This window comes from Allobosea sp. FG18, from assembly GCF_057809495.1.
The window spans coordinates 25,060-38,775 of sequence record NZ_JBMDKB010000019.1; the positions used below are offsets into that span (position 1 = coordinate 25,060).

At 66.8% G+C, this 13,716-nt stretch carries 14 protein-coding genes; 10 read left to right on the forward strand and 4 right to left on the reverse strand.

Features of this window, described 5'->3' with window-relative positions:
- Positions 1–37 precede the first annotated feature (37 nt).
- From yidD to ACODTJ_RS20200, 6 genes are all read left to right on the forward strand, one after another.
- Positions 38–400, forward strand: coding sequence for a membrane protein insertion efficiency factor YidD (gene yidD, locus ACODTJ_RS20175; protein ID WP_454658977.1), 363 nt, complete (start codon positions 38–40; stop codon positions 398–400).
- A gap of 51 nt (positions 401–451) precedes the next feature.
- Positions 452–2,449: a threonine--tRNA ligase gene (gene thrS, locus ACODTJ_RS20180; RefSeq protein ID WP_488849740.1), complete on the forward strand. Its 1,998-nt coding sequence runs from the start codon at positions 452–454 to the stop codon at positions 2,447–2,449.
- Positions 2,450–2,654: 205 nt separating this feature from the next.
- Entirely contained in the window at positions 2,655–3,944 is a 1,290-nt protein-coding gene (locus tag ACODTJ_RS20185; protein ID WP_454656472.1) for a DUF2157 domain-containing protein, read from the forward strand.
- Complete coding sequence (locus tag ACODTJ_RS20190) at positions 3,944–4,561, forward strand: GDYXXLXY domain-containing protein (RefSeq protein WP_454656473.1); 618 nt, start codon at positions 3,944–3,946, stop codon at positions 4,559–4,561. Before ACODTJ_RS20185 ends, ACODTJ_RS20190 begins: the two co-directional genes overlap by 1 nt.
- A gap of 421 nt (positions 4,562–4,982) precedes the next feature.
- Positions 4,983–6,209 (forward strand): OpgC family protein, encoded by a 1,227-nt coding sequence (locus ACODTJ_RS20195; RefSeq protein WP_454656474.1) that lies wholly within the window; start codon positions 4,983–4,985, stop codon positions 6,207–6,209.
- Positions 6,116–6,955: an SGNH/GDSL hydrolase family protein gene (locus ACODTJ_RS20200; protein ID WP_454656475.1), complete on the forward strand. Its 840-nt coding sequence runs from the start codon at positions 6,116–6,118 to the stop codon at positions 6,953–6,955. The genes ACODTJ_RS20195 and ACODTJ_RS20200 overlap by 94 nt, the downstream gene beginning before the upstream one ends.
- Positions 6,956–7,118: 163 nt before the next feature.
- Here the strand turns inward: ACODTJ_RS20200 and ACODTJ_RS20205 are convergent, their stop codons facing one another.
- Positions 7,119–7,982, reverse strand: coding sequence for a hypothetical protein (locus tag ACODTJ_RS20205; RefSeq protein ID WP_454656476.1), 864 nt, complete (start codon positions 7,980–7,982; stop codon positions 7,119–7,121).
- Positions 7,983–8,244: 262 nt separating this feature from the next.
- Between ACODTJ_RS20205 and ACODTJ_RS20210 the strand changes: the two genes are divergently transcribed.
- Both ACODTJ_RS20210 and ACODTJ_RS20215 read left to right on the forward strand, forming a co-directional pair.
- Entirely contained in the window at positions 8,245–8,814 is a 570-nt protein-coding gene (locus ACODTJ_RS20210; RefSeq protein WP_454656477.1) for a nitroreductase family protein, read from the forward strand.
- Between the two features lie 4 nt (positions 8,815–8,818).
- Entirely contained in the window at positions 8,819–9,424 is a 606-nt protein-coding gene (locus tag ACODTJ_RS20215) for a flavin reductase family protein (protein ID WP_454656478.1), read from the forward strand.
- Positions 9,425–9,556: 132 nt separating this feature from the next.
- On the opposite strand, the gene ACODTJ_RS20220 is transcribed toward ACODTJ_RS20215, so the two are convergent.
- From ACODTJ_RS20220 to ACODTJ_RS20230, 3 genes are read right to left on the reverse strand one after another with little or no spacing between them, the layout of a single operon-like run.
- Positions 9,557–9,766 carry a heavy-metal-associated domain-containing protein gene (locus tag ACODTJ_RS20220; protein WP_454656479.1) on the reverse strand — a complete coding sequence of 70 codons (210 nt, stop codon included), beginning with the start codon at positions 9,764–9,766 and terminating at the stop codon, positions 9,557–9,559.
- Between the two features lie 19 nt (positions 9,767–9,785).
- Positions 9,786–10,664: an HpcH/HpaI aldolase/citrate lyase family protein gene (locus tag ACODTJ_RS20225; protein WP_454656480.1), complete on the reverse strand. Its 879-nt coding sequence runs from the start codon at positions 10,662–10,664 to the stop codon at positions 9,786–9,788.
- A 2-nt stretch (positions 10,665–10,666) separates the two neighbouring features.
- Positions 10,667–11,185 carry a MaoC family dehydratase gene (locus ACODTJ_RS20230; RefSeq protein ID WP_454656481.1) on the reverse strand — a complete coding sequence of 173 codons (519 nt, stop codon included), beginning with the start codon at positions 11,183–11,185 and terminating at the stop codon, positions 10,667–10,669.
- Between the two features lie 170 nt (positions 11,186–11,355).
- Between ACODTJ_RS20230 and ACODTJ_RS20235 the strand changes: the two genes are divergently transcribed.
- Both ACODTJ_RS20235 and ACODTJ_RS20240 read left to right on the forward strand, forming a co-directional pair.
- The gene (locus ACODTJ_RS20235) at positions 11,356–12,432 is read left to right on the forward strand and encodes a lytic transglycosylase domain-containing protein (RefSeq protein WP_454656482.1); all 1,077 of its coding nucleotides are present in this window, start codon (positions 11,356–11,358) and stop codon (positions 12,430–12,432) included.
- Positions 12,429–13,643, forward strand: a complete 1,215-nt coding sequence (locus ACODTJ_RS20240; RefSeq protein WP_454656483.1) for a DUF2336 domain-containing protein — start codon at positions 12,429–12,431, stop codon at positions 13,641–13,643. Before ACODTJ_RS20235 ends, ACODTJ_RS20240 begins: the two co-directional genes overlap by 4 nt.
- Positions 13,644–13,716: the final 73 nt, after the last annotated feature.

Genomic DNA, 13,716 nt, shown 5'->3' on the forward strand with positions numbered 1-13,716 from the left:
ATTCCAGCGTCTCTTTGTTAAGCAAAGATTTTCGCTGCTGCGAAGCGTCGCGCTTTTCCCCCGAAAAGCCGCACATTTCGCCATTCGCGGCTATCAACTGAGCCTTTCCATGCTGGTCGGACGGCATTGTCGGCACTGGCCGAGCTGCTCGGCCTATACCGACGAGGCGATCCTGCGGTTCGGGTTGTGGCGCGGCGGCTGGGCCGGCTTCGCCCGAATCTGCCGCTGCAACCCCTGGGGCACGAGCGGCGTCGATATCGTCTGCGAGGAATTGCCGCCGCACGCATCCTGGTATAGGCCATGGTCCTATGGCCGCTGGCGCGGGACAAACGTGCCGGCGGCTTTCGATTCCGACGCCGAACCGGCCACGGGCGGCGGAACGCACCCTTCACATCCGTAGCCGGCCTAGTCTTACGGGGCTTGTATCCCCGAGTGAGCAGGATCTCGATCCATGACGATCTCCCTGACATTTCCCGATGGCGCCAAGCGCGAATTCCCCTCCGGCATTACCGGAGTCGAGATCGCCAAGGGCATTTCTCCCTCCCTGCTGAAGCGCACCGTCGCGATGGCGCTCGACGGCACCGTCGTCGATCTCGCCGACCCGATCACTGCCGATGCCAAGATCGAGCTCCTGAACCGGGAAGACCCGCGTGCGCTCGAACTGATCCGGCACGACACCGCCCACGTTCTCGCCGAGGCCGTGCAGGAGCTGTTTCCCGGTACGCAGGTGACGATCGGCCCGGTGATCGAGAACGGGTTCTTCTACGATTTCGCCCGCAACGAGCCCTTCACCCCGGAGGACTTCCCGGCGATCGAGAAGAAGATGCGCGAGATCATCGCGCGCGACAAACCCTTCACCAAGGACGTCTGGAGCCGCGACAAGGCCAAGGATTTCTTCGCCGCCAAGGGCGAGGCCTACAAGGTCGAGCTGGTCGATGCGATCCCCGCCGACCAGACGCTGAAGATGTATGCGCAGGGCGACTGGATCGACCTCTGCCGCGGCCCGCACATGACCTCGGTCGGCAAGGTCGGCAACGCCTTCAAGCTGATGAAGACGGCCGGCGCCTATTGGCGCGGTGACAGCAACAACGCGATGCTGACCCGCATCTACGGCACGGCCTTTGCGAAGCAGGAAGAGCTCGACGCCTATCTCAAGCAGCTCGAGGAGGCGGAGAAGCGCGACCACCGCAAGCTCGGCCGGGAGATGGACCTGTTCCATTTCCAGGAGGAGGGGCCGGGCGTCGTGTTCTGGCACTCCAAGGGCTGGCGCCTGTTCCAGGAGATCATCGCCTATATGCGCCGGCGCCTTGCCGCCGACTATGAGGAGGTGAATGCGCCGCAGATCCTCGACAAGTCGCTCTGGGAAACCTCGGGCCACTGGGGCTGGTACCAGGACAACATGTTCGCGGTGAAGTCGGCCTCGGCCTTCGAGAACCCGGCCGATGCCGAGCGAGATCACCGCGTCTTCGCGCTGAAGCCGATGAACTGCCCGGGCCATGTCCAGATCTTCAAGCACGGTCTGAAGAGTTACCGCGATCTGCCGATCCGGCTTGCCGAATTCGGCAATGTCCATCGCTACGAGCCCTCGGGCGCGCTGCATGGGCTGATGCGCGTGCGCGGCTTCACGCAGGATGACGCGCATATCTTCTGCACGGAAGAGCAGCTCGCGGCCGAATGCCTGAAGATCAACGACCTGATCCTGTCGGTCTACGAGGATTTCGGCTTCACCGAGGAACTCGTGATCAAGCTCTCGACGCGGCCCGAGAAGCGCGTCGGCTCCGACGCGGTCTGGGACCATGCCGAGCAGGTGATGACCGGCGTGCTGGAGCGGATCGCCCAGCAGTCCGGCAACCGGATCAAGACCGAGATCAATCCGGGCGAGGGCGCCTTCTACGGGCCGAAGTTCGAGTATGTGCTGCGCGACGCCATCGGCCGCGACTGGCAGTGCGGCACGACGCAGGTCGACTTCAACCTGCCGGAGCGGTTCGGCGCCTTCTATATCGGCGTCGATGGCGAGAAGAAGCAGCCGGTCATGGTTCACCGCGCCATTTGCGGCTCGCTGGAGCGCTTCACCGGCATCCTGATCGAGCACCATGCCGGGCATTTCCCGCTCTGGCTGGCGCCCGAGCAGATCGTGGTCTGCCCGATCACCTCCGAGGCGGACGCCTATGCCGAGGATGTGACGATGGCCCTGATGGGGGCCGGCCTGCGCGCGCGTGCCGACCTGCGCAACGAGAAGATCTCGTACAAGGTGCGCGAGCACTCGCTGGCCAAGGTGCCGGTCATTCTCGCCGTCGGCAAGCGCGAGGCCGAGGAGAAGACCGTGACCGTCCGCCGTCTCGGCAGCCAGGCGCAGACCGTGATGACGCTCGACGAGGCGCTTGCGGCGCTCGGCCAGGAGGCGCTGGCGCCTGATCTGGCGCGCCGGAAGGCCGTCAAGGCGGGCTGAGCAGTAGCGCCGTACAGTTGTCATTCCGGGGCGCGCCTTTTGGCGCGAACCCGGAACCCACGACTGGGTGAGCCGCCTGTAACTGAGCGTCGGATGTTTCACCCAGTCGTGGGTTCCGGGTTCTTCGCTGCGCGAAGCCCCGGAATGACAGCGGTGTTAGCTCTCCCCTAGCGAATCCCGGCCCTGCCGTGGCAGATTGCCGGCGATGCTGACAGGCTCCTATCGCAAGCGGCTCGAAGCCGATCTTCCCCGCTGGGTCGCCGAGGGCTGGCTCAGCGCCGAGAATGCCGGCGCGATCCGGCGTTCGGTCGCACGCGAGCAGGGTGGCATCCGCCTGCCGGCCGTTATCGGCCTGCTCGGCGGCCTGCTGATCGCGGCGAGCGTCGCCGCCTTCGTCGCGGCGGGCTGGGAGGATATCCCCCGCCTCGTCAAGCTCGGCATGATCCTCGCTGCTATTGCGATCTGCATCGCCTATGCCTTCCGGCTGGAGCGCCAAGGCTCGCCACGCGGCGCCGACGCCGCCGTGACCTGTGGCGTGCTGATCTTCGGCGCGGGCTTGGCACTGGTCGGCCAGATGTACCACCTGCCGGCGGACTGGCCGGCCGGGGCCTTGCTGGTCGCGCTTGGCGGCCTGATCGCTGCCGTCCTGATGCGCTCGAACGGCGCGCTGGCGATCGCACTGATTGCGATCTGCGCCTGGAGCGGCGGGCGCTGGGAGGAGGCGCGCAGCGGTGCCCATCTCGGCTTCTTCATCCTCTATCTGCCTGCCCTGTGGCTCTCGCTGTCGCGCGACAACCGGCTGGTGCATCACCTCGTCGTGCTCGCTGCGGCTTCCTGGCTCGCCATGGCGCCGGGCTACGGGCTCTTCGACCGCTTCGACTACGGGCTCCTGGCCTATGGGTTGGCGCTCGCCGTGTTCTATGTGGCGCTGGGCGCATTGGCGCTCGATCGGGGCCTGCCTTCGGTCCTGACGGCCTGCCTGCCCTGGGGCCTGCTTGGGCTGGTGCTGGTGCTGAACACGGAGCTGATCCGCATCCTCGATCGCGACGAGGCGCGGGCCGGGCACGCCTTCCGCTTCGTCTTCCTGGCCTATGCCGTCGCCATTCCTGTCGTCGCCGTGCTGGCGGGCTTCGCTCGCGAGCGGCGTTTTGCGTGGCCGCTGACGGCAGGGCTTGCCTTCGCATTGCTGGTGCCCGCCGTGTTCTGGACCGGCATCGTCACCGCGATGACCGGCAAGATCATCGTCGCGAGCCTCGTGCTGCTGGCCGCGACGGCGCTGGTGGTGGCCGGGTCCGTTGGCGGCATCCAACGATTGGTGCTGGCCGGTTCGGTGCTGTTCGGCGTCGCGATCCTGATCCTGCTCTGGCAGACGATCGGCACGCTGCTCGACCAGTCGCTGTTCTTCCTCGTCGCGGGCGCGGCGCTGCTGGCGATCGCTTCCGGCGCACGGCGCCTCTTCGCCCGGCTCAACCCGCCTGAGAAGGAAGCGGCCTGATGCGCGCGCTTTCGGCCGATAGCCTTGTCGCCAAGGTCCCGCTGGTCTGGCGCGCGCTGGCGACGGCGCTGCTGCTGGGGCTCGTCCTGCTGGCGCTCGTCGAGCAGCGGGCGCGCATCCTGCGGGGCGGCACCGAGATCCGGCTGCGGAGCGTGCCGGTCGATCCGCGCGATCTGTTCCGTGGCGATTACGTCGTGCTGAGCTATCCGATCAGCACGGTGGAGACCGATGCCGCCGGTAAGGCCGAGTTTGAGCGCGGCGAGCGGGTCTATGTCAGTCTCGGCCGGGACGAACAGGGCTTTGCCAAGGCGACCGGCGTTTCGCGCGATTGGCCGAAGGCCAGTGACGGTGTCGTGGTTATCGCCGGGCGCGTCACCGCGAACTCGGCCTGCGCCACCATGGCTGACGGCTCCTTCGATTGCAGCGGTCGGCGTAACCGCCTGCGCATCGCCTACGGGCTCGAGAGCTATTTCGTGCCGCAGGGCGAGGGCAAGGCGATCGAGACCACCGACAAGGCCCGGATCGAGGTCGTCGCCGCCGTCTCGTCGTCAGGTGAGGCCGCCATCAAGCGCCTGCTGATCGACGGCAAGCCGGTCTACGCCGAGCCACCATACTGAGGCGCACAGGCGGCTTGCGCTGCCGCACCGCGACTTCTCAAAAGCGCGAGTCATCCCGGACGCAGCGAAGCGGAGATCCGGGATCCATGCCTGAACCTTCATCGGGAGCGCTCCGGGATGGATCCTGGGTCAAGCCCGGGATGACCCGCGCAATGTCATTGAGCGCCAGACTCCGAAGGGAGGAGGCATCACATAGCCGTGTCGGCGCCGCTTCGTCTCAACCCTGCCGCAAAGCCGCTCATGATCCGCCACACGCGCTTGTGACAACACGCCGCGTGACGCGAATCCTCAGGAGTTATATGAACGGCAGATGAACGAATTCGACAACGAACGTTCATCTTGAGGGTGGTGAGCCGGGAACCTGCATCGGCCGTCGGCGTTTCGATCCTGATTTCCGGCCTGCTGAAGGACTGCGGTCCCCATGTCCTCCCATTCTTCCTTCAGGCGCTTCCTGCTTCTCGGCCGACCGGCCGTGGACGCCGTGCTGTCCGCGCCGGGGCGGGATGCGCGGATCGATGTGATCCGCGGGCTCGCCCTGCTGATCATCTTCATCAATCACATGCCGGGGAACGTGGTCTCAGTCTATACGCCGCATAATTTCGGCTTCTCGGATGCTGCCGATATCTTCGTCTTGCTGGCCGGCGTCTCGGCAACGCTCGCCTATGGCGGGCTGATCGAACAGCGCGGTTTTCCGGTCGCGGCGCTGAAGCTCGGCGCCCGGCTCTGGACGCTCTACATCGCGCATCTCGCGGTCTTCATCATCGTCTGCGGCGTCGTCGCCACGGCGGTGACGCGGACGCAGAACCCGCTCTATATCGAGGCGATCAACATCCAGCCCTTCTTCCGCGACACGGTCGAGGCGTTGATCGGCGCGCTGACGCTGACCTATCAGCCGTCCTATCTCGATATCCTGCCGCTCTATATCGTGCTGCTCGCGCTCTTCCCGGCGATCTACTACGCGGCACGCCTGAGCCCGCTGCTGACGCTCGGCTTCTCGCTGGCGATCTGGCAGGCGGCGATTGCCTTCGATCTCAACCTGCCCAATGGCAGCGCGGGCGTGTGGTTCTTCAACCCCTTCGCCTGGCAGGTCGTCTTCACCCTCGGCGTCATCATCGGCCGGGCGGCGCAGCTTGGCATCCGCGCGCCGCGCCTGGTCTGGCTCGATGTCGCGGCGCTCGCCTTCATCGTCTTCGCCTGGGTGGTGAAGACCTCCAGCGGCAACCCGACCGGCATCGCAGCGTTGAATGACTGGTTCGATTCCGTGCAGCTCGGCTCGGACAAGACCAATCTCGCCTGGACGCGCATCCTGCATATCGGCGCGCTGGCCTGGCTGGCGATCCGCTGGCTGCCGGCGGGAGGCGCCATGGCGAAGGTCGCGCCCGGCCGCATCCTTGGGCATGCTGGGCAAAATTCGCTGCATGTCTTCTGCGCGGGCATCGTGCTCTCGATCATCGGGCAGATCCTGCTCGCGGAAACATCCTTCGATCTGGGCGTTCAGTTGCTGATATGCGCCGGTGGCGCTACAATCCTGACAGGGTTAGGGATTTTCCTGTCGTGGTACCGTTCGATCACGAAACGCGGCGCAAGCGCCGAGTCTGCCCCGGCGCGTGGCGCACCGTCGCCGCGGCCTTTCTTCTCCTCGCGCTGAATTCGGTATCGAGCGCGGCGCCGCTGCCGCCGCCACTCGATGCGCGCTGCCGTACGGAAGCGGCCAAGACTGCCTTCCAGCCAAGCTTGCCCCTTGCCCGCAAGGCGCTTCAGGAAAGCGGCCGCCTGACCATCGTGGCGCTGGGCTCCTCGGCCACGGCCGGCTCCGGCGCGAGTGCCGACGACAAGAGCTATCCTGCCGTCCTTCAGGCCGAGTTGCGCCGGCGCCTGCCGGGTGCCGAGGTTCGCGTCGTCAACAAGGGCGTCGGCGGCCAGTCGGCCTATGACATGCTGCTGCGCATGCAGACCGATGTGATCGACGAGAAGCCCGCCATCGTGATCTGGCAGACCGTCATCAACGATGCCATCCGCGATATCGGCGAGGACAAGCTCGGCAAGATCCTGCGCAAGGGCGTGAGCAAGGCCCGCACCGCCGGGATCGAGATGATCCTGATGGACCTGCCCTGGCTGCCGCGCGAAGGGCGCTATCCGCATTACGACGATTACCGCGCGGTGCTGACGAAAACGGCGCAGGACCAGGGCATCTCGCTGTTCCCGCGCTATGCGATGATGAAGGGCTGGTCGAATTCCCGGCAGTTTACGCCGGAGGAGCTCGTCGGCATGGATGGCCTGCATCTGGTCGATGCCGGTTATCGCTGCCTCGCGCTACGGCTGGCCGACGGGATTATCGCCGGGATCGGTCCGGTCAGGATCGAGTCGGCCGGAGCCGCGAAGCCGACGAATTGACGGCCCTTGTCATTCCGGGGCTTCGCGTAGCGAAGAACCCGGAACCCACGACTGGGTGAGCCGCTGGCAACTGCGTATCGGATGTCCCACCCAGTCGTGGGTTCCGGGTTCGCGCCTGTGGCGCGCCCCGGAATGACAACGGGCGTGCGAAGCGGCTGCCGGCTTACTTTGCGAGAACCTCGATATCGCGGTCGCTGCCCGACTCGACCTTGAAGTCGCGCGAGTAGACCTGCCCCTCCTGCCGGGCGATCAGGACATAGTCGCCTTCCGCCAGGATGACCTGCGGGAAGGCGCCGATCGCCTCGCGGATCACGTCGCCGCCCGGCGTCAGCACGCTGAAGGCGGTGCCGGCGAAGGCCTCGCCGCCGGCACTGGCGACGAGCTTCAGCGTTACCTTGGCGGCGCGATGATGCAGCGTCGCATCCGTGACCTTGCCAGTCTCGACCTTGACGTCGGCACGCTGGATCGCGTTGGAATCGCCATAGGTCGAGACGACGTGATAGGTGCCCTCCGGCAGGCGGATGATTTCGCCCGCCTTGGCGCCGCTGGTGATCAACCGGCCTTCGGAGTTGCCCTGCAGGGGCACGAAGACCGAGAAGGAGAGCAGGGGAGCCGGGATCGGGGCATCGCCGATCGAGCCGGCGAGCGAGAGCGCGCCTGCGCTGATCTGAACCTGATCGCGCAGGCCCTGCTGACCGAGGCTGACGCGCTTGGTGCCGCTGGCGAAGCCATAGCCGGCATGGATGACGTAATTGCCTGATGGCAGCGAGAAGGCCGGCTCCGGCTCGGAGGAGCGCGCGACGATCCGGGACGAGGTGCCGTCAGCGCTTTCGCTGAGGACCCGCCAGTTCAGCCCGGAACGGATCGGCTTGCGGTCGGCGGCGAACTGGGCGGAGACGGAGAGGCGCGCCAGGCCGTTCGGCGCAACCGGCTGGCCTTGCAGCGGCGCGGGGGCCGGAGCATCGGCGCCGGGGCCGGGATCGACAGCCTGGGCACCGGCGAGGGCAGGCGCAAGCAGGACGGCCATGGCGAAGACGACCCTGGCAAGGCGGCGGCCAGCTTCAAAACCATTTGAAGCATTTTCGCGTTTCCATGAAACGCGAAAATCCTCCGCCTTTTTAGTCTGTCGCATTTTCTTCACGCGAACCGGTGTCCACTTCGCTTGAAAATGCTCCAATTCAAGCATGCTTTTCGTCCTCGGCGGCTCTGCAGCGATGTATGAGCAGGCCCGCTTGTCCTCATCATGGCGAAGGAATAGGTCAATTCCAAAGCCACTGTCAGGATGTTTCATGACCGATACGCTCTCGCTGCTCAAGCTGCGTCGCTCCGTGCCGCCCCAATTCCTCACGGCTCCCGGCCCCGACGGCGCCCAGCTCGACGAATTGCTCGCCATCGCCGCGCGCGTGCCCGACCATGGCAAGCTCGCGCCCTGGCGCTTCATCGTGTTCAAGGGCGAAGCCCGTGAGGAGGCGGCGGGAACCGTCGCGCGCATCTTCCGCGAGAAGAACCCGCAGGCGAGCGAGGATCAGGTCGAGTTCGAGCGCAAGCGCCTGCTGCACGCACCGGTCATCGTCGCCGTGGTTTCGCGGGCACGCGAGCACGCCAAGATCCCGCTCTGGGAGCAGGAACTTTCGGCCGGCGCGGTCTGCATGAACATGCTCGTCGCCGCCTATGCCATGGGCTATGCCGGCTCCTGGCTGACCAACTGGTTCTCCTTCGACCGGCAGGTGCTGAGCGCCTTCGGGCTGGCTGATGACGAGCGGATGGCCGGCTTCGTGCACCTGGGCACCCCGACGGCGCCGATCACCGATCGCGACCGGCCGGTGATGGCCGATATCGTCAGCTATTACGGGACCTGACGCGATGATCTATTCGGCCACGAAGGCGGATCTCGGCTTCGCGCATGATCCGTTCAAGGCGATCGTCGCGCCGCGGCCGATCGGCTGGATCACCGCGCTGAGCGCCAAGGGCGAGGTCAATCTCTCGCCCTACAGCTTCTTCAACGCGATCTCGTCGCGGCCGAACATCGTGATGTTCTCCTCGGAGAACAAGAAGGACGCCGTCGCCTTCGTCGAGGAAACCGGCGAGTTCACCTGCTCGCTGGTGACCAAGGCACTGGCGCAGCCAATGAACATGACCTCGGCGCCGCTGCCGCGCGGCGAGAGCGAGTACGCGCATGCCGGGCTGGAAATGGCGCCGTCGCGCTTCGTCAAGCCGCCGCGCGTCGCCGGCACGCCGGCCGCGCTCGAATGCAAGCTGCTTTCGGTGCAGCAGTTGCACGATATCGATGGGCAGGCCGTGCCGCGTTGGATGGTGTTGGGGCAGGTCGTCGGCATCTTCATCGACGACGCCTTCGTCAAGGACGGGCGCTTCGACACGGCCGGCGCCAACCCGATCGCGCGCTGCGGCTATGCCGATTATGCCGAAGTGACGAGCCTGTTCTCGATCACCCGTCCGGCCGGTGGGTAGGGCAGTCAAACACCGTCATGCTCGCCCTTGTGGCGAGCATCCACGTCTTGACCACGATCTTCGACGAGGGAAGACGTGGATGGTCGGGACAAGCCCGACCATGACGAAGAAGTCGCGGGTTAGTGGTCAACTTCAACCTGCCAACGGCTTGGCGCGATAATCACCGAGCTCTGCCAGTGCCTTGTTGATCGCCTCCGCATCGAGCTTGGCCCCGTCCGGCAAGGTGAGGCGCGGCGGGTCGAGCGTCACGGTCGCGCCGGGAGCCAATGCCGTCGCGGCACGCTGGACGCGCGAGGCGCAGCCGCCGCAATGCATGCCTGAAACCTCGAAAACCTGAGTCATTCGAATCGCCTCCGGCGGTTCATTCAGCCAGTTTGCGAGCTCGCGCGACGAGCCGCTGTGCCTTGATCAGATGGGGGCGATCCAGCATTTCGCCATCGAGCCCGATGACGCCGGCGCCGGGATTGGCCTCGAACAGCGCGATGATCTGCCGGGCCTTGGCGAGGGCCGCCGGCGAGGGCGCGAAGATCTCGTTGATGATCGGCACCTGCGCCGGATGGATCGCCATCTTGCCGGTGAAGCCGTCGCGGCGCGCGGCGAGGCATTCGGCCCGGAAGCCGGCATCGTCGCGGAAATTGGTGAAGACGGTGTCGATCGCGTCGACCTGCGCCGCCGTCGCCGCGAAGAGCGTCAACGCACGCGCGAGGCGGTAGGGATCGGCATAGGAGCCGTCCTCCAGCCGGTTGGTTTCGGCGCCGAGATCGGCCGAGAGGTCTTCCGCTCCCCAGGTCAGCGCCATCAGGCGGTGCGAGGAGCGGCTATAGCTGCCGAGCCCGAAGATGGCCTTGCCGGTTTCTGTGCCGATCGGAAGGATGCGCGTCATGCCGTCCGGTAGGTCGGATTCGGCCTCGCGCACCGCGATCTTGGCTGCGAGATGGCCGACATCGGTACCGCCTTCCGATTTCGGCAGCATGATCGCGTCGGGCGCGCCCGGCATGACCGCGTCGAGATCGGCATCGCTCATGCCGGTGGTCAGGCCGTTGATGCGGACGATCAGCAGGGGGCGCTTCGGCAAGGCGCGGGTGGCTTCGAGGAAGGCGCGGGTGATCTCGCGCGCCTGCGGCTTGCCGTCGAGCGCGACAGAATCCTCAAGGTCCAGGATCAGCGCATCGGCGCCGCAATCCAGGCCCTTCTGCTGCTTCTTCGGGCTGTCGCCCGGCACGAACAGGAGCGAGCGCATGATCAGACCGCGACTGTCTCGGGGGCCGGGCGCTTGCGCATGAAGGCCTGGCGGCGGCACTGGGCGACCAAGGTGCCGTCCTGCTTGTAGGCCTTGTGCACGAACTCGACGATGCCGGCATCGGGCCGCGAGCGCGACTCGCGCTTGGCCGCGATCTCGGTGGCGCAGTTGATCGTATCGCCCTCGAAGAGCGGCGCCGGGAAGAGCACGTCGGTCATGCCGAGATTGCCGATGGTGGTGCCGACCGTGGTGTCGTTGACGGAGATGCCGATCATCAGGCCGAGCGTGAACAGCGAGTTCATCAGCGGTTTGCCCCATTCGGTCTCGGTCGCACAGAAATGCGCATCGATATGAAGGGGTTGCGGGTTCAACGTCATGTTGGAGAACAGCATGTTGTCCATCTGCGTGACGGTGCGGGTCAGGCCGTGCTCGATGACCGCGCCGACCTGGAAATCCTCGAAATAGATCCCGCCACGCTTGTGACGCACCACATCCGCCATAGACGCCTCCGCCTTCTTCATGCCGGCTGCTGAGCCGGGACCAGAAGTCGTAGAGGGACCTCCGTCGGGAGGAAAGCGGAAAGCGCGAGCGCGCCCCTGTGCGGGGCCGATCTTAACGGTTCGCTTACCATAATGGAGGAGTTTCTTAAGCGTGCCCGAGCATTGCGCGCGGGCCGCTACCGAAGGTCTCGATGTTCCTCTTCACCACGCCGCAGAGCCAGAGCCGCGAAACGCAGCCTGCGAACCCGGTCGTCAGCGCCATCCGCCAGGGTGCGGAGCGGACGGGGGCGGGGTTCGACTATCTGCTCAAGACGGCGCAGCGGGAATCCTCGCTGGAGCCGACGGCCAAGGCGAGCACATCGAGCGCCACGGGGCTCTTCCAGTTCATCGAGCAGACCTGGCTCGCCATGGTCAAGCAGGAGGGGCCGAAGCAGGGCCTCTCGCAATATGCCGACGCGATCACCGAGAGCGGCGGGCGCCTCAGCGTCTCCGACCCGGCTGCGCGCGAGAAGATTCTGCAATTGCGCAACGATCCGCAGGTCGCGGCCGTGATGGCCGGCGCGCTGACCCAGAAGAATCGCGACCAGCTTGCTGGCAGCCTCGGCCGCCAGCCGCAGGCCGGCGAGCTCTATATGGCGCATGTGCTCGGCGCGCGCGGCGCTTCCGATCTGATCCGCGCTGCCGCGAGCGATCCCAGCCGCGTCGCGGCGCGGGATTTCCCGGAGGCCGCCGCCGCCAACCGCGGCATCTTCTACGACAAGGCCGGCCGCGCGCGCAGCGTGCAGGAGGTCTATGGCGTGCTGGCGGCCAGCCATGCCGGCACGCAGGTTGCCGCCAAGGTGGCGCCGAACGCGCAAGCGGGGCAGGACGAGATTCCGGTCGCCGAAATTGCGGCGGCGCTGCGGCCCGAGCGCGCCAAGGGACTTGTCGGTCTGTTCTCGACCGGCGGCTCGCGCGACCCCGTCTCGAAGGCGGTCGCCAATCTCTGGACGACACCGCCTCGGGGCGGCACGCGCATGGCTTCGCTCGAAGGCGGCGAACGCTATTTCCCGCGCAGCGGGCAGAGTGAAGGCACGATGTCCGACGCGAGCCCCGCGGCGAGCGGATCGATCGTCAGTTCTCCGGCCAAGGCGGTCAACGCGCCACTGCCGCCGTCGCGCCCGAGTGACCTGTCCCAGCCCGACCTCGCGGCCGCACAGCCGGCAGGCAAGCGCCGCAACGGGCCGCTCGACCTGTCTTCCTTCATGATCCAGCGGAGCGGAACATGATCGTTCGGCGCTTCCTGCTTTGGGCCCGGACCGCGCCTGCCGAGGCCCGTGCAAGCGGGGCCGCCGCGCTGGCGGGAGCTTATCTGCGTTCCGGCATGTCCGACGAGGACCGCCATGAGGCCGAGACCGCGCTGATGGCGCTGATCGACGATCCCTCGCCGCTGGTGCGCCGCGCGATCGCCGAGGAAATGGCGCCCTCGATGCGCACGCCGCGCAATCTCGCGCTTTGCCTGATCGCCGAGCAGAGCGATGTCGCAGCGCTGGTCCTGGCACATTCGCCGGTGTTGACCGAGGCCGATCTGGTCGATGCCGCCGCTGTCGGCGACATGCTCGCCCAGAAGGCCATCGCCATGCGCCGCTGCCTGCCGGTCAGCGTCTGTGCGGCGTTGGCCGAAGTCGGCTGCGAGGAGGCGCTCGTCACGCTCGCGGGCAACCGCACCGCCGAAATTCCCGACTTCTCACTGGAACGGATGATCGAGCGCCATGGCGACAGCGGCGCGCTGCGCGAGGCGCTGCTCGAGCGCGTCGATCTGCCGGGCGGCCTGCGGCAGACGATCGCGGCCAGGGTTTCCGACACATTGGCGAGCTTCATCACGGGCTGCGGCTGGCTGACGCCGGAACGCAGCGCCCGGCTGGCGCGCGAATCGACCGAACGGGTCGCGGTCGCGCTCGCGGCCGGCGGCGAGGCGAGCGATGCGCCGGCCATCGTCGAGGTGCTCAGGGTCACCGGCCGGCTGACCTCGGGGCTGATCCTGCGCTCCCTGCTCAGCGGCGAGCCGGCTTTGGCCGAGGCTGCTTTCGTTTCGCTGTCCGGCTTGCCGGAGGAGCGCGTCGCGGCCTTGCTGCGCGACAAGCGCGGCGCGGGACTCAAGGCGCTCTGCCGCAAGGCCGGGCTGCCGGCTTCGCTGGAGCCGGCCTTTTCCGCCGCCATCCTTGCCCTCAATGCGCGCGGCTTCGACCGTGGCGGGGCCAGTAACGGCATCGACCGCGGGCTTCTGCGCGCGGTGCTGATCGCCTGCGAGCGGCTGGAAGGACCGGAGGTCGACGGGCTGATGGGCCTGTTGCGCCGCATGGATGCGGAGGCTGCCCGCGAGGAGGCGCGCAGCCTGGCGGATTCTCTGGCCGACGATGCCGCGCTCGCGCTGCTGGTCGAGGCGGATCCGTCCTTCCTGATCGAACTCGCCGAGAGCGATCTGCGCGACGCGGCCTGAGCGGCCGAAACAGCCGCAGAAGCCGGTTTGGCGATATCCTGCGAGCCCTCATCCTGAGGAGCGATCCGTGAGG